Consider the following 14,986-nt stretch of genomic DNA (forward strand, 5'->3'; position numbering starts at 1 on the left):
AAACACTCGGCTCAGTGGCCGATACTTAATCAAAGGACTGAACATTCGGTTATATTCTTAAACACTCAGTCAAATTCAGCATTTCTGAATAATTTTTGATGTATCAATTTAATTCTTTATGTCGTTATGCAGTGTTTCGTGATTTCCAGTTTATTTTTTTGCTGAACAGCAATATTCTTATAAGATCTTTATTCCATCCCAATCAGAAAGTTCTGCATCAAGAACTCCTTCGTGGACCATCTTCTCGATTTCATTTTCGACCTGGCAGTAAGTGAACTGGTAGTCATGTGAGATCGCGGAAATGACATCTGGGCTATGGCAGAACCTATTGGGAAAGGCTGCATTAAACATTGCTACGTTTTCAATAATCAAACTTCTCAGTTGTTCCATTTTTTATCACCTCTTTTAAAGTCTGTATTTAGTTTGTTATTATTTCTATTTCTGTTTGTTCTCTTCGACACACTATAGTTATCTGCCAGCTATTTATAGCTTTTCGCTATAAAATATATAGAAAATGTATTTATAAATAATCATGTGCAACTTGGATTCAAACGTTAGCTCTCTAGAAGTCCTGTTCTTGTTTAGATTTTCGAATTCTCAAACAAATTCATAAAGAAAAATAAGTTAGTGATAAGCTTGTTCCAAAACTGCCTGCATTTCCTTCGAGCTGGTACTCCTCTGAAATAAATCAAGGTTAATCGTATTCGAGATCCATCATATTGATCTCTATTTGCACGGCATTAAGCCAACTTGAGTGTTTTCGCACATGATGAAATTCTATCTTGTTAAGAATCTACTTTGCCTCATATTCATTGAATGTTTCATAGAATGACTTTTCTTCATGGATATGAGATTGTCCGTAATTAATATGTTAAAAATAATTAAATTGCTGAGACACTAGGTGATCAAAAAATCTGTTTAGTTAAGTTTGACATGCTCAGCCGTTGTAAGGTAAACAACGCTTTCACAGATATTACAGCAATGATCTGCAATCCTCTCAATATAACGAATCAGGAAAAGCAAATATGTGGCTCTGGAAATAATGTTTGTATCTTTTGCCATCATTTCTATCAGCTCAACCCAGACTGCGTAAAAGAGCTTGTCGACCTCATCATCTCGGGCTGCTGTCGCTCTTGCAAGTTCTGCATCCTGAGTCAAGAAGGCTTTCATAGAGTTTTCAATCATATATGCTGCAATATCAGCCATTCTTTTTGTATCTATAAGTGGCTTTATATGGCCACCTTCAATCTTTCCGGGTATTTTGGCAATATTGATTGAGAGTCCTACGATTCTTTTAAGATCTGCTTCAATCTTAAGTGCAGACACGACAAGCCGAAGATCACTTGCCATAGGCTGCTGAAGCGCAAGAAGATCAAAAATTGAAGCCTCAATTCCCTCCTCAAGCTTGTCCACTCCAGGTTCAAGGGCAAGAGTCTTATTGGCAAGCACAACATTGAGGTCTATAACTGCTTCCATTGAGTCTTTGAATATCAGTTCAGACATTTCCCCTAGAGAAAGTACGGACCCTTTGAGAAGGCCCAGTTGCTGAAGGTATCGTTCTTGAACCATTTTAATCACCCAAACCTGCCAGTAATGTAACCCTCAGTACTTTTTTCCCTGGGATTTTGAAAAATCTGCCTTGTCTGACCGAACTCAATCAGTTTTCCCATAAGGAAAAATCCCGTATAGTCCGAAATCCTTGCTGCCTGCTGCATATTATGAGTTACAATTACTATTGTATAGTCATTTTTAAGGTTCATGATAAGATCTTCAATCCTTGAAGTGGAAATCGGGTCAAGAGCGCTACAGGGCTCATCAAAAAGAATGATTTCGGGTTTTACTGCCAGAGTCCTGGCAATGCAAAGTCTCTGCTGCTGCCCACCGCTCAGGGAAAGAGCAGAAGACTCGAGCCGATCTGAGACTTCATTCCAGATAGCAGCCGAACGAAGGGCACCCTCAACAACCCCATCCATATCCTTTTTACTCACACCATGGAGACGCGGTCCGTAGGCAATATTATCATAAATGGACATAGGGAAAGGATTTGGCTTCTGGAAAACCATTCCCACATGTCTTCGAAGGTTAACTACATCTACGTCTTTTCCGTAGAGATTCTTACCTTCAATTGAAACTTTACCTTCGACCCTGCAGTTTTTTACAAGATCATTCATCCTGTTTAAACACCGGATGAAGGTGGATTTACCGCAGCCAGAGGGACCTATAAGAGCAGTTACGCTGTTTTTGGGGATATGCATTGAGATATTATTAAGAGCCTGTTTTTCCCCATACCACAGATTTAGATTTTCTACTATTATATGAGGCTGAGTTACGTTTTGAACAATTTCAGTCATTTATGGACCTCAATTATCACATAAGCATTGAAAGATTAGTAAAAAGTCAGTCAGATTTTCAATTTTTGCCTGTAATGCCTGCGGATCAAAACCGCGATGATGTTTAATCCCAGCACAATCATCAAAAGAACAAGAGCTGTCCCATACTGAAGATGTCGGGTTTGAGTGATGTTTGTCCCAGAAGTAGCCAGCACGAAGAGGTGGTAAGGGAGAGCCATAAATTCAGAATAAATCGAGTCAGGTAGTCTTGGCAGGAAGTAGGCCGCACCTGTTAGAAGGATAGGAGCGGTTTCACCTGCAACTCTTCCGATACTCAGAATAGAACCTGTAACAATTCCGAGGATAGCCGAAGGCAGTACCACATGCCTTATAGTCTGCCATTTGCTGATCCCAAGTGCAAGTGAAGAATCTCGATATTCATTTGGAACTGCGATCAGTGCTTCCTGGGTAGAACGGATAATTACCGGGATAATTAGAAGGGAAAGGGTGAGGCAAGCCGACAGTAAAGAAGAACCAAAACCAAAGTACTTAACAAATAGAGCCAGCCCAAAAAGCCCGAACACTACAGAAGGAGTTCCTGCAAGGTTATTGATTGCCATTTCTATAAGCCAGGTGGTGCGGGTTTCTCCTGCGTACTCGTTAAGATAGATGGCAGCCATAATCCCGGTAGGAAGAGCTACACCCATTGACCCTATGATGAGGAAAACAGTACCTACAATTGCCAGATAAATCCCTCCCCTGAGTCATCCTCATACGGGGCATTTCAGTAAGAAACTTAACGCTAATTGCACTGTACCCATTATAAATAATGTAAGCGAGGATAACGACCACAAACCCGGCTACAGTCATTGCTGAAAGGGTGAGCAGTGCAAAGGCGACTTTTTCAGCTGTTTTTGCACTCAATCCTATGCTAAGTCCACCCTGCATCCAAATAGATTTATGATCATTTTCATTTACTTTTGAACTTAGTTCCACGCTCAGTCCACCTTAAATCTGTATCGTTTTTTGATCATATCCGCAATCAGGTTAATCAGAAAAGTTATGATGAAAAGAACGGTTCCGACTGCAAAGAGGGCATGAAAATGAGCACTTCCCTGAGGGACCTCTCCCATTTCAAGTGCGATTGTGGCAGTCATTGTCCTTACAGGATCCAGAATGCCTCCGGGAAAAGAAGGAATTACTGCAGTATTTCCGGTTACCATCATGAGAGTCATTGTCTCCCCTATAGCCCTTCCTATGCCGAGCATTACGGCGGCCGAAATTCCGGAAAGGGCTGCAGGGACTATGACCTTGTATATAGTTTGCCATCTTGTGGCGCCCAGAGCAAGTGAACCCTGCTTGATAGTGCTGGAAACCGCACTTATGGCATCCTCGGAAATCGTAATTATCGTGGGAAGCGCCATAATTCCAAGCATAATGGAACCTGTAAGAGCAGTTTGTCCGGTAGGCAGGTTAAAGGTATTCTGCACAACCGGAACCAGAATAACAAGCCCGAAAAACCCGAATACAACAGAGGGAATCCCTGCCAGGATCTCGATAAAGGGTTTCAGGGCATCTGCAACCTTCGGGTGTGCAATTTCAGAAATATAAATAGCAGAAGCAATCCCCAGAGGTACTGCAAAAAGAATTGCTCCGGCAGTAACAATAAGAGAACCGAAAAACAGAGGCAATAGCCCGAACTGTCTGTTCACGGATGTTGGGTACCAGAATTTCCCTGTGAGAAAGTCCAGAAGGGACGTGTCTTTAAAGAGAAGTAAACTATCCCTGAATAAAAATAGGCATATAAGGAAAAGGATGACAACCGTAAGGGCGCTTACTGAGAAAAGCACCGATTCGATTGTTTTTTCCTTATAGTTCCTGTTAAACATGTTTTTACCTTGAAATAACTTTTACCGCCACTACTGATTTACCTTTATTACTGATCTACCGGGAAGTATCCGACTTCAGTGACCAGACTCTGTCCTGTTTCGCTGAGTACAAAGTCTATGAATTCCTTTGTGAGACCTGCGGGTTCCCCGTTGGTGTAGAAGTAGAGAGATCTCGAAAGCGGGTATGCACCGCTGAGAATGTTTTCAGAGCTTGGAGCTTCAGAGCCGTTTCCGGCATCCAGACTTAAGGCTTTTACACTCTCATCAAGATATGCAACACCTATGTAACCGATTGCATTGGGATTTTGAGAAACCTCCCCCACAATTCCGCCCGTTGCAGGTTGTGTAAGTGCATCAGGCCGATATTCGTCCCCCTGTAAAACTTCTTCCTTGAAGTATTCATAAGTCCCGGAACTGCTGTCCCTGGAAATTACTACAATTTCTAAATCCTTACCGCCAACATCCTTCCAGTTGCTGATGCTTCCGTTATAGATGCCGCGCAGCTGATCAAATGTAAGTTCAGAAACAGAGTTTTCGGGGTTTACAACAACTGAAATGCCGTCATAAGCAATAGTAGTCTCCACCGGATTGATGCCGTTAGCTTGAGCAGCTTCTATTTCTTCAGCTTTCATTTCTCTGGATGCCGTAGCAATATCCACCTCACCGTCAATGAGAGCTGTAATCCCAACACCTGATTCGCCACCGGTAACGGTTACACTTTTATCAGAATTTTCAAGCATAAATTCTTCAGCTTCAGCCTGAGCAAGGGGGAGAACCGTATCTGAACCTTTCAGAGTAATACTCTGCGATTCGGCTACAGGGGCTTCGGCTGCAGGAGCTCCATCGGAGGAGGTTTCCTCAACCTGGGAAGAACCTTCACTATTTTCATTTCCAGTACATCCAATTCCCAGAAATACAAGTCCAAGCACCAGTAGCGTGAGGACCGCGTATGTTTTGAAATTATTTACCATGTCACACATACTCCTTTAAAAAATGCAACTAATCAATGATCTACATCCTAACTGATACAGTACAATACACAATTAAAAAAAGCGTATATAAAGATTATCAACATAATCTATTTGGAACCACATATGAGTATAGGCATATATAGTCAAACCGTATAATATATAGTTACTGTGTAAAGAATATAACGATTAGTTGCAGTATGAAAAGATCATTATAATATTCTTTAATATTAGACTATCCCAAACCCATTTATGTTCTCATATCCACAAGAGTCTCACAACTGCTTTTCTGACCAGTAACTCGATTGATTAGTTATAAATCGAGATCTAAAGAAATAGTTTTTGACTTTTTTGGATCAGCTTATGAAATCCTTACTCTAAGATTAACTTCAATATAACTTTATTATTTGTCCTTAAACTTCTTTAATTCATATTACGATAAAATAGATTGAGTATTTAGATGTACACAGTACTATGACGGAAATATATAGATATTTGGACAATATACAAATACAAGAAAAAACCATCCCTTTATGCAAGAAGAATTTAACCCATTAACGCCCTCACCACACCACAAACCCATCTAGAATTCTCTGCCCTGAAATAGTACCCTTCTTATAAGTAACGGGTGAAAACCGGGCTTTTTTCTTCTTCTAACTAAGTAGCTACCTATTGTTGAAATTTTGCTATATCCTAAAAACTTTGAAGGCGAATCTCCGCTGAAAGAAAAAGAAATTCTCGAATCTCGGTTAATATGCTTATTTCTTCAACTTGAAACCTTACAGGCTCAAGAGGTTCGCAAGCTTCAATTTACAAGAGGTAAGGTCTTAAGTTAAAAACTGACATACTTCCCATGCAAACTGTGGAGAAGTTTTTTCTCTGACTGCACGTTTACTGAAGATAGTACGAGCCAGGATCTTTTGAGGGGTATCAGTGCACCCTTTCCCTGCATCTCTTTCTACAGAGAATTGACCACTGTCTTTTGGCGTCAACGCTATGTTAAAGGCAGCATTGGCATCGGCATGGTCAACGTGCCCGCAATCTGGGCACTCAAATCGCTTGCTGTGTCGGTTGCCTGTATGTCCGCAGCGACTGCACTTCTTGCTTGTCGCATAGGGATCAATATAGACTACCTCTACTCCCCGCAACCTGGCCTTATATTCGATAAACTGCTGGAGCTGGTGAAAAGACCAGTTGTTCAAAGAGTATTCATTTGAACAAGTAAGTTTTTTGTCTTTGTTTTTATTTGGCTTACATTTTCCTGAGCCATTGGTCTTACTATTGAGTTTCCGAATTCCTTTTAGATTTTCGAGTTTAATCCCACATCCGTTATACAGAGCAATGTCTACAATCTTTCGGCTTATTTTATGGTTCAAGTCTTTTACAATATTCTTTTCTCTTTGTTTGACAGCTTCTAGTTGTTTGTTTTTGCCTCTATTCTTGAGCCGGTTTTTTATATTCTCGTATTTTTTATGTGTGTGGTAGCGCATTTTTCCCAACTTCCAAATTTTACCGGAATTTGGGTCAGCTACAACTGCTATATGCCCCCTGGTATTTCGATCGACACCTATATAGCGTCCGGTGCTTTCTGGCTCTTCGTCTGGAAAGACAACCGCTACGTAAGCATAGATGTTGTCGATTTCAATCTGGGAGACCTTTTTAAAGTTGTTAGAAAACTTATAATTCAACAGGAGTTTCAAGCAGGAAATGAAAAGGGTTCTTTCATCCCTATTGACAATTATTGCTCTCGAAGGTATGATTAATTTCATACTTTTTGCGGATCTGAGGTTCTGGTTCTGAGAATATTTCTTGAGAATCTGACTAGAAATAATTGATTTCAAACCTATATGCTTGACATCTTCAGGAGAAAGAGATCCAGAAGCATGAGAAGAATCATTTGTGGGCAAAGAATCGCGAATAGGAGGAACAGAGTAAGCAGTTGAGAATTCATGAAAGGTCTCAAAAGAGGTAGAAAACGAGGGTGATAGCGAAGACAAAGGAGAAGAAATGGAGAAATGAGGATAAGAGGGAACAGTTTTTTGTGCAGGAGGCGGATTAAAGCTAGGTTTTTGAGTCCGAGATTTAATACAGAACTCAGCAACCTTTTGTGCCTTTTTTAACTCCTCTGAAAAGTTTCTATTATGTTTGACTTTATAAGTCAGTATCATTCAGTTTACTGCTCCAAGGTCGATATTTATTATTCATATTTCAGGTTTGTAAGTCCTATGGCATTCAGATTTTAAAAAAATCAGCTCTGCAGTAAGATTATACACATCTCCAAGCATCACGGATATGCATTGCATTCATCCCAAGGCTTTGAGGGGCATATATATCATTTTCTGGGGTGTCTCCAATTGATAGCACTTCCCAGGGTTCAAGTCCAAGACCATCGAGAGCCATTTTGAAAAGCCTTGTATCAGGTTTTTTGATTCTGTGGTCTGAAGACATTATAACAAAATTGAAGCGATCATATAAGCCCAGGAAGCGGAGTTCCTGTTCAGTAAAAACTCTCTGGGCATTCGAAACAATGCACTTAGGAATATTTCTGTATTTCTCAAGCAGGCGAAGGCTCTGAGGGTAAGCCTCAAGTTTCTTTAAAGATGCAGTTCTAAAAACCTTTGCGGTTTCAATGCCAAGCCAGAATGGATCGATTTTCCTGAAAGCATTTTCTGCACAGATCTCGGCAAAAATTTCTTCTATACGGATATCAGGGTACTTCTGACCCGAATTGCCCAGTCTGCTTATTACTTTCCACTTATATTCTTCTCTTAGCCTACCAGGTTCGATCCTTACTCCCTGATAGAGTAACCATTTGCTGACCTTTTCATTTGTTTCCCAGCTTCCCTCATCAGTTTTAATATCAATGAGAGTTTTATAACAGTCAAAGATTAAACCTTTAATGTTTCCATTTTGGAGCATGGGAAGTCTCCTATTTAGCTATTAATTACATAGATTTTTATTTATGTATAAGATATTTCATTAATACTAGAATTAACCTTCAATTATATATACATTATCTCAATATGTATAGTATGTGCAATAATATCTATATAGAAGGGGATTCTACATATAAAAGAATAATTAAGAACTAAAATATTAAAAAGGAGAAGATACAAGCCTAATTGTTTATTAGCCGTCGCATATTATCCTTCCAAGGCACTTATATTTCCCAGCTTTTTGAAGTGAGAGATGTATAGGATTTCAGCGCCAGACTTTAGCCAGGCAAGTCTAGATTTCTCATCTTATTTTCGAATATTGGGTAATAGCTTTACGCCGTCAGGTTAACTACTTTTTCTATTCTGGAAACCAGTAACTTTTCAGATCTAATATACATATAAGCAGGAAACCCCGATCTCGAAAAATTCTGGAAAAACTTCATTGCCAGACTATTAATTCTGGGAAACTCTCTAATCCTCTCATTTGCAAAGAAACCTATCAGCTTGTCAAAAGTCTTTACATTTGTGGTAAAATCCCTTTCTTCCCTCGCATTCCGATCCATTGAAAAAACCAGCTCTACCCAGGCATTCAGCTCTTTTGTAAGGTGGCGCTGGGCTCCTCCTTCAATTACCATATAGGACCTGCCATTTTTGATATTATCAAAATACTCTCTGAAAGAATCTCCTTTTGCAAGGGTATATACTGCACCCATACCTCCTGTATGGCTGTCCGTAGTGGCAGCAAGACCTTTCCCATATTTTCGAGCAAGAGCAGAAGTAATCAGGTTCTTTTCCGTTAAGTCCTGCATGTTATATTCAATAACAGGAAACTGCTTTATAAGCTCAGGCACAGCCCAGAGATTGGGACGGTCTCCTATGGCAAACCAGAAGGGATGGTTGTATATGTGCGGGAGGTCGTGAACCCTGAGGTAACGGATAAAACTTTTGAAATCATGTTCCTGGCTGGCTATAGACTCAAGTTCTCCGAACTCTTCCGAGTCAAGCTCAAAAACATTAACATGAAGGGTATGCCCTGCATTTTCGAGGTCTTTGATTGAAATCTCAACCCCCGGAACCAGCCCCTCTTTATCCCAGCCGAGAAGGTCATATGCTTTGACAGTATCATGGTCGGTAAAGGTCACATAATCAAGTCCTTTAGCCTTCGTTTTTTCAAAAAGAACTGCAGGATGCATCGCCTTTGCCGGAGGGACGTCATAGGAACAGGAGGAGTGAACGTGCAGGTCCATCTTTTTCCATCCTTCCCGAAGCAGAGTTTCTGCAAGCTCAGAACTTACCGTTGCTTTAGGATTATTTTCGGGTTTTTCTCGCATTAACAAGCACGACCATTTTATTCTGATTTCTTTATGTGCGAAATATTCGAGAAATTCTTATCCAGTTAAAAGGACGTCGGCAGAAATATAAAGATATTTCGCTAAAAAACTATTTTTTTACAATAAATCCATATGTTATTGGACAAATAAAAAGTTAGCTCGAAAAAAATAGAGACAAGAAATTCATAGGAAAAAAGACCCTTAAAAAGAAAAAATCAGAAAAGGGAGGAAAAATAAGCCCTTAAAGCATTATTTTTAAGTTTGTATGAATGAAATAAACAAAATAAAAAGAAAAGAAATATAGAGCATATAAATCCTCCTTTTGTAAAAATCATCTTTTTGAAGGGCAAAATACTTTGAAAAATAACCGAAGCGGAAGGACCAGAGAAAAATCAGAAGTATAGATATATAAAACAAATAACAATACTTAAGAGAATTGACACATAGAAAAAAGAAAAAATATATATACATGAGATGAGTATCTACTAACTAGTAGCGTGGGACCAAAAAAGAACAACTGGAATATACGAACACCCAAATTATACGAACAGACCAAAAAGCGTGCCATCAGTAAAAAGTTTATCAAAGTCTCCCTCCCATGTTACTTCCCTTTAAACGGATTTTACCTCAAATCTCTTCTTTTTATTTTTCAATTCACACAGATTGTTTTTGAAGCTTTTAGACTCATTTTTGAAGCTTTTATAAATCTGCAGGAAAGTGTTTAACTTAAAAAAGATATTTATCCCTATAAATTACGGCAGGGAAGAGCGATAGGTATATGAAAATCTTACTGTTCATATGAGAAGGGCTTGGACATACAGGCCGCTGCCTTGCGCTGGGGAAAGAACTGCTTGCTGCAGGACATGAAGTGAGCTTTGGAGCTTATGGTTACTCAAAGGAACTGGTGAAAAAAACAGGCTATTCGGCATATGAGACCCATCCGGAAATCAAGCTGATTGGAAAGACCGGGACCTTTGACATCGGAAAATCCATCAAAGAATCCCTGAGTAATCTCTCCCCCGCAGGGTTCAGGCGGCTCCTTAAGCTGATTGAAGACCTGAAGCCCGATGTTGTACTTTCGGACGGGTACTACTCAGGCATCCTTGCTACCCGGTTAAAGAAAGTCCCTGTTTACTTCATAGGGCACCAATTCAATATGGAAGAGTTTTTTCAGAAAAAGGGCTCTCTTGTAGGAGCGGCAGGAAAGCTTGTCAAAAGATTTTACAAATACATATTTAGCAGCGTTGACGGGATGATAGTTCCCGATTATCCGCTCCCTTATTCAGTAAACCGGAAAAATTTTACCATTTCAAGGAATATCAATAATAATATCTTTTTCAGCGGCCCCCTCATCCGGTGCAGATACCGGGAAGTCAAGGCAAAACCCTTCAAGCACCCGAATGTCCTTTCAACAATCGGAGCCTTCGGGTACAGGGCAGCCATATTCCGAAAAGTTCTTGAGGCTGCGAAACTGGACCAGGACATTCACTATACTTTTATTTCAGGACCCGAAATCGATCCCGAACAGTTTCCTGAAATCCTTGACAACGTGGAGTTTACTGGTTTTACGATAACCCCTTTCCTTACTACAGAGGCTCGGACCTGGTAATTACTGCCGGAGGGCACGGAACTATTATGGAGAGCCTTGCCTTCGGGCTTCCTGTGCTTTCCTTTCCGGACGAAAAACATACAGAGCAGGAAAATAATGCCACCGTGCTCGAAGAGGCAGGATACGGAAAGCGGATGAGTTACCTGACGCCCCCAGAGGTTATCCTTGCCTGTATCCGGGAAGTCCTGGAAGATGAGAATTACAGTAAAAAAACCCGGAGGCTAATGGAACTTGCCGAAGTGCTGGACGGGCCTGCAGCTGTCAGAAAATTTCTTGAAGAAAAGATTGAAGGCAGACATGATGGAGAAGAAAACTCAAAGGAAGAAGAATCGAGGTCAAGGAGAAAAAGCAAATAGAAGTAAACACATCCTAAAAATGAGGGATAAAGGATGAAAATAATGATTTTTATATGCGGGGAAGGGCTTGGCCATACCAGCCGCTGCCTTGCGCTGGGAAAAGAGCTTCTTAATACAGGGCATGAGATTAAATTCGGGGCTTACGGTTACTCGAAGGACCTGGTCGAAAAGACTGGGTATACTGCACAGGAAATACCCTCGGAAATAAAACTGGTTGGGAAGGCTGGGGGCCTTGATTTGACAGGATCAATCGAAGCAACCTTCAAAAACGCCCAGCTTCTCGGAGGCCCGAAGGTCCTGAAGCTTATCAGGGACTTTGGACCGGATGTGGTGGTTTCGGACAGCTATTACCTGGGGGCTCTTGCTGCTATGGTCCTTAAGATTCCTGTGTATCTTATTATCAACCAGTCAAATATGGAAGAGTTTTTCAAGGACCGGGGAGTTCCAATCAGGATTCTCGGAGGGCTGACAAAAAAGTTCTACAAAGGGGTCTTTGAAAAAACCGATAAAATAATTATTCCGGATTATCCCCTGCCCTACACAGTCTGCAAGAAAAATCTGGATTTTGCTCCCAAACTCCGGGAAAAGCTGTTTTATAGCGGCCCGCTTTTAAGGGAAAAATATGAAGACGTAGACAGAATCCCTCTGGAAAAACCTCATGTCGCTTCCCTTATCGGAGGCTTCGGATACAGGGAGCCAATTTTCAGGAATGTGCTCACAACTGCTATGCTTGATCCCGGAATTAACTATACACTCATTTCAGGCCCTAACCTTGATCCTTCAAAGTTCAGAGACACTCCGAAAAATGTTCAGCTTCTCAGGTTTGTAGAAGATACTTATCCGTATATCAGGAGTTCGGATGCCGTGATAGCTCCTGGCGGGCACAGCACGATCATGGAAGCTTTAAGCTTCGGGGTTCCTGTCCTCTCTTTCCCGGACGAAGGGCACAACGAGCAGGAGAATAATGCTGCAGTAATTGAAGAGGAAGGCTACGGAAGAATGCTCAGTTACTCCACCCCACCCGAGGTCATCCTCGAATGCATACGTGAGGTCCTTGAAGATGAAGAGTATAGAAATAAAGTAGAAAGGCTGCAGAGGCTTGCAACTGAGCTGGACGGCCCAAAAGCTATCAGAGAAATGCTGGAAAAAGAAATTGGAAAAAAGGCTCCCTGAAAAACTTCTTCAGCGTCCTTTCAGTATCCTTTTGAGTGCCACTGTAAAATTCCTGCAGGTTATGCAGGCTAGGGTTATCAGAAAAATCCGAAGCTTATTTCGCTTGCGATTCCTCAGATATGAGGCTTTTAAGGTAGTCGAGCAGGGCAGCATGGTCTTCGAGTACGAGATCTGCGTGTTGCACCTTATCCGGTTCAAGCATGCTTGCAACTGCAACGCAGTAAAGCCCCGCCCTTTTGGCAGCCGTAATGCCGAGAGGTGCATTTTCAATTACAATGCATTCGTTTTTTGTCAGGTCAAGCATCTCAAGCGCTTTGAGATAAGGGTCAGGATCAGGTTTCCCACGCTCCAGATCACTCCCGTTAATAATGACGTCAAAATAGCCTGGAAAAAATTTGTCTACTATTTTTCCGACTGTCTTGCGGTTTGACCCTGAAACCATGGCAAGCTTGAAATGCCGTTTCAACTCATCGAGGCAGTCCGGAATGCCTTCAAAGGGTTTTATGCTATCGAATTCCAGAGCCTCGCGCTTTCTTTCAGGCAGCTCCTCAAAGTACTCGGGCTCAGGCTCTTTTTCGGATTTTTCGAAAATCGATTTGATCAATCTTTTATCGTTTGAACCTTCGAGCTCGTAGATATCTTCCCTGCTTATAGTAATACCGACATCCTGAAAAGCTTTTGCCCATGCGTCGGCCTGGAAACGCATGGAGTCCACAAGAACCCCATCCACATCGAAAATGATTGCTTTTAACATATATTCAATAGATTGTTATGATTTATGATAAATATTATGAAAAATTGAACTTACTAAAATTTATATAGAGAGATGTCCAGGCCTCAATAAACTTTAACAAAGTTCAGAAAGTTATTTCCTTTTTTCTCCCTTCCCTTTTACCACTACCAAAATTTTCATCTCAGATACTTATCATAGAAATATCCGCCCAGCCAGTACCCGAAAAAAGCAAATATAAGAGTTCCGGGAGCGTAAATAGGATATCCGGATCCTTCAAATCGGAAAAAAAGATTGAAAAAAATAAGATAGAGGAACAGAAAAACTAAAAATCCCCCGATTTCAGCCTGCTTTTTCGTGAAGTTCAAACTTACCAGGACCTCCTTGATTTAACCCTTTTCTTGATCTGGGACTAATCTGATCGGGACTAATCTGATCGGGACTAATCTGAAACTTCCCTGAACTCCGGATTCTGTGTATGCTTTAGGGTTTTACAGCTTGATCAGAAAACCTTTAGACAAACTTTATCTTCTCCATATGCTTTCGGATTTCACTTTTTTACTCTTTTTCCCCTCCTGTTTTTTCGTCCTTATTGAAACCAAGAGAAACGGAATTGATGCAGTAACGTTTTCCAGTTGGCCCGGGCCCGTCTTCAAAAACATGCCCAAGGTGGCTTCCGCAGCGAGAACAGACCACTTCGATCCTGTTCATAAAATGGCTGGTATCCTCCTGAAGCCTGACTTTGTCACTGGAAATCACATCAGAAAAACTTGGCCACCCGGTGCCGGACTCGAATTTGGTATCGGAAGAAAAGAGTTCCTGCCCGCAGGCAGCACAGGTATAGACCCCTTTTTCTTTGTTATAATAAAGGTTGCCGGAAAAGGGCCTTTCCGTGCCTTTCTGTCTCAAGACTTGATATTGCTCGGGAGTGAGAACCTTTTTCCACTCTTCTTCGGACTTCTCAATTTTATTCTGTTCCAGATATAAACCCCCTTTATGTATATAATTGAATTATGCAGGAAATATTATTATCCTTCGGGTCAGAGTAAATTTTGACTTTCCCTCAAGGTGGAGTATTGAGTGCTATTAGAGCATTGCGTGCCAAATAATTATAAAGAAGAATATATAATATTCAACAGGAATAAATTGTAAGAATAAGAACTCTTTATTCTGAGGGCGTCATGGAGGAAAACTGGGAGAAAAGAAAAGACCACAGCATAATAACAGCTGCCCTTGTGTTTCTTCTTCTTGCGGCGGTATTTGCCCTGGTAGTTTCCATGCAGATCCACCTGGGAAAGTTTACTCTCCCATTTTATATCGTTGTCTCAGGAATGTTTCTTTTTGCTACTTCCCTGGAAACAGAAAGTCGTATTGGAGAATGGATTGCTTCCCTTGGCTGGACTCTTAACATGTTTGGCCTGCTCCTTTTTTACCAGTATGGAACTGGAAACTGGGAAAGCTGGGCTTACGCCTGGCCTCTTGTATTCCCTGTCGGACCCGGACTGGGACAGCTGAGCTACGGGGTGGTAAAAGCCCGGAGAGATCCTTTTGAACGGGGAAAGGTTCTTCTCCAGCTTGGACTTGGGCTTTTTGTTCTAATCCTGATAGTTTTCAAGCTCTTTTTTTAATAATCCGGAAATTCCATTCGGAATGGGTTCCAGCAG

At 41.1% G+C, this 14,986-nt stretch carries 12 protein-coding genes and 3 pseudogenes; 3 read left to right on the forward strand and 12 right to left on the reverse strand.

All coding sequences use genetic code 11. The features are described from left to right. Positions 1–177: 177 nt before the first annotated feature. The 10 genes and pseudogenes from ACZ5A8_RS19855 to ACZ5A8_RS19900 all read right to left on the reverse strand — a co-directional run bounded on the left by ACZ5A8_RS19855 (position 178) and on the right by ACZ5A8_RS19900 (position 9,454). Complete coding sequence (locus ACZ5A8_RS19855) at positions 178–390, reverse strand: hypothetical protein (protein WP_464531092.1); 213 nt, start codon at positions 388–390, stop codon at positions 178–180. Positions 391–703: 313 nt separating this feature from the next. Then, positions 704–867 (reverse strand): annotated as a pseudogene (locus tag ACZ5A8_RS19860) (IS630 family transposase); the annotation flags it as partial. A gap of 51 nt (positions 868–918) precedes the next feature. Beyond that, the gene (phoU, locus tag ACZ5A8_RS19865) at positions 919–1,569 is read right to left on the reverse strand and encodes a phosphate signaling complex protein PhoU (protein ID WP_464531093.1); all 651 of its coding nucleotides are present in this window, start codon (positions 1,567–1,569) and stop codon (positions 919–921) included. Between the two features lie 5 nt (positions 1,570–1,574). After that, positions 1,575–2,351, reverse strand: coding sequence for a phosphate ABC transporter ATP-binding protein PstB (pstB, locus tag ACZ5A8_RS19870; protein WP_464531095.1), 777 nt, complete (start codon positions 2,349–2,351; stop codon positions 1,575–1,577). A gap of 50 nt (positions 2,352–2,401) precedes the next feature. Further along, positions 2,402–3,278: pseudogene (gene pstA / locus ACZ5A8_RS19875) on the reverse strand (phosphate ABC transporter permease PstA). Between the two features lie 50 nt (positions 3,279–3,328). Continuing rightward, positions 3,329–4,219 (reverse strand): phosphate ABC transporter permease subunit PstC, encoded by an 891-nt coding sequence (gene pstC / locus ACZ5A8_RS19880; protein ID WP_464531096.1) that lies wholly within the window; start codon positions 4,217–4,219, stop codon positions 3,329–3,331. 47 nt (positions 4,220–4,266) lie between these two features. After that, the gene (locus tag ACZ5A8_RS19885) at positions 4,267–5,190 is read right to left on the reverse strand and encodes a PstS family phosphate ABC transporter substrate-binding protein (protein ID WP_464531097.1); all 924 of its coding nucleotides are present in this window, start codon (positions 5,188–5,190) and stop codon (positions 4,267–4,269) included. A gap of 824 nt (positions 5,191–6,014) precedes the next feature. Next, entirely contained in the window at positions 6,015–7,094 is a 1,080-nt protein-coding gene (locus tag ACZ5A8_RS19890) for an RNA-guided endonuclease InsQ/TnpB family protein (protein ID WP_464531099.1), read from the reverse strand. A gap of 358 nt (positions 7,095–7,452) precedes the next feature. After that, positions 7,453–8,106: an HAD family hydrolase gene (locus tag ACZ5A8_RS19895; RefSeq protein ID WP_464531100.1), complete on the reverse strand. Its 654-nt coding sequence runs from the start codon at positions 8,104–8,106 to the stop codon at positions 7,453–7,455. 349 nt (positions 8,107–8,455) lie between these two features. Continuing rightward, a complete protein-coding gene (locus tag ACZ5A8_RS19900) occupies positions 8,456–9,454 on the reverse strand; it encodes a PHP domain-containing protein (RefSeq protein WP_464531102.1) in 999 nt (332 codons plus the stop codon). A gap of 835 nt (positions 9,455–10,289) precedes the next feature. On the opposite strand from ACZ5A8_RS19900, the pseudogene ACZ5A8_RS19905 reads away from it, so the two are divergent. Together ACZ5A8_RS19905 and ACZ5A8_RS19910 are read left to right on the forward strand one after the other, a co-directional pair. Further along, positions 10,290–11,419: pseudogene (locus ACZ5A8_RS19905) on the forward strand (UDP-N-acetylglucosamine--N-acetylmuramyl-(pentapeptide) pyrophosphoryl-undecaprenol N-acetylglucosamine transferase). Positions 11,420–11,452: 33 nt separating this feature from the next. Then, positions 11,453–12,592 carry a UDP-N-acetylglucosamine--N-acetylmuramyl-(pentapeptide) pyrophosphoryl-undecaprenol N-acetylglucosamine transferase gene (locus ACZ5A8_RS19910; RefSeq protein WP_464531103.1) on the forward strand — a complete coding sequence of 380 codons (1,140 nt, stop codon included), beginning with the start codon at positions 11,453–11,455 and terminating at the stop codon, positions 12,590–12,592. A 94-nt stretch (positions 12,593–12,686) separates the two neighbouring features. Here the strand turns inward: ACZ5A8_RS19910 and ACZ5A8_RS19915 are convergent, their stop codons facing one another. Further along, the gene (locus tag ACZ5A8_RS19915; protein ID WP_464531104.1) at positions 12,687–13,346 is read right to left on the reverse strand and encodes an HAD family hydrolase; all 660 of its coding nucleotides are present in this window, start codon (positions 13,344–13,346) and stop codon (positions 12,687–12,689) included. A 534-nt stretch (positions 13,347–13,880) separates the two neighbouring features. After that, on the reverse strand, positions 13,881–14,303 hold the full coding sequence (gene msrB, locus ACZ5A8_RS19920) for a peptide-methionine (R)-S-oxide reductase MsrB (RefSeq protein WP_322223047.1): 423 nt from the start codon (positions 14,301–14,303) through the stop codon (positions 13,881–13,883). Between the two features lie 200 nt (positions 14,304–14,503). On the opposite strand from msrB, the gene ACZ5A8_RS19925 reads away from it, so the two are divergent. Then, complete coding sequence (locus ACZ5A8_RS19925; RefSeq protein WP_229391868.1) at positions 14,504–14,950, forward strand: hypothetical protein; 447 nt, start codon at positions 14,504–14,506, stop codon at positions 14,948–14,950. Positions 14,951–14,986 lie beyond the last annotated feature (36 nt).

The organism is Methanosarcina subterranea (assembly GCF_055385895.1).

What these genes read in the sequence shown, in the direction of transcription:
- pstB (WP_464531095.1), bottom strand. Translation starts at nt 2,351, where the DNA reads ATGACTGAAATTGTTCAAAACGTAACTCAGCCTCATATAATAGTAGAA.
- ACZ5A8_RS19900 (WP_464531102.1), bottom strand. Translation starts at nt 9,454, where the DNA reads ATGCGAGAAAAACCCGAAAATAATCCTAAAGCAACGGTAAGTTCTGAG.
- ACZ5A8_RS19885 (WP_464531097.1), bottom strand. Translation starts at nt 5,190, where the DNA reads ATGGTAAATAATTTCAAAACATACGCGGTCCTCACGCTACTGGTGCTT.
- ACZ5A8_RS19925 (WP_229391868.1), top strand. Translation starts at nt 14,504, where the DNA reads ATGGAGGAAAACTGGGAGAAAAGAAAAGACCACAGCATAATAACAGCT.
- ACZ5A8_RS19855 (WP_464531092.1), bottom strand. Translation starts at nt 390, where the DNA reads ATGGAACAACTGAGAAGTTTGATTATTGAAAACGTAGCAATGTTTAAT.
- pstC (WP_464531096.1), bottom strand. Translation starts at nt 4,219, where the DNA reads ATGTTTAACAGGAACTATAAGGAAAAAACAATCGAATCGGTGCTTTTC.
- ACZ5A8_RS19910 (WP_464531103.1), top strand. Translation starts at nt 11,453, where the DNA reads ATGAAAATAATGATTTTTATATGCGGGGAAGGGCTTGGCCATACCAGC.
- ACZ5A8_RS19895 (WP_464531100.1), bottom strand. Translation starts at nt 8,106, where the DNA reads ATGCTCCAAAATGGAAACATTAAAGGTTTAATCTTTGACTGTTATAAA.
- phoU (WP_464531093.1), bottom strand. Translation starts at nt 1,569, where the DNA reads ATGGTTCAAGAACGATACCTTCAGCAACTGGGCCTTCTCAAAGGGTCC.
- ACZ5A8_RS19915 (WP_464531104.1), bottom strand. Translation starts at nt 13,346, where the DNA reads ATGTTAAAAGCAATCATTTTCGATGTGGATGGGGTTCTTGTGGACTCC.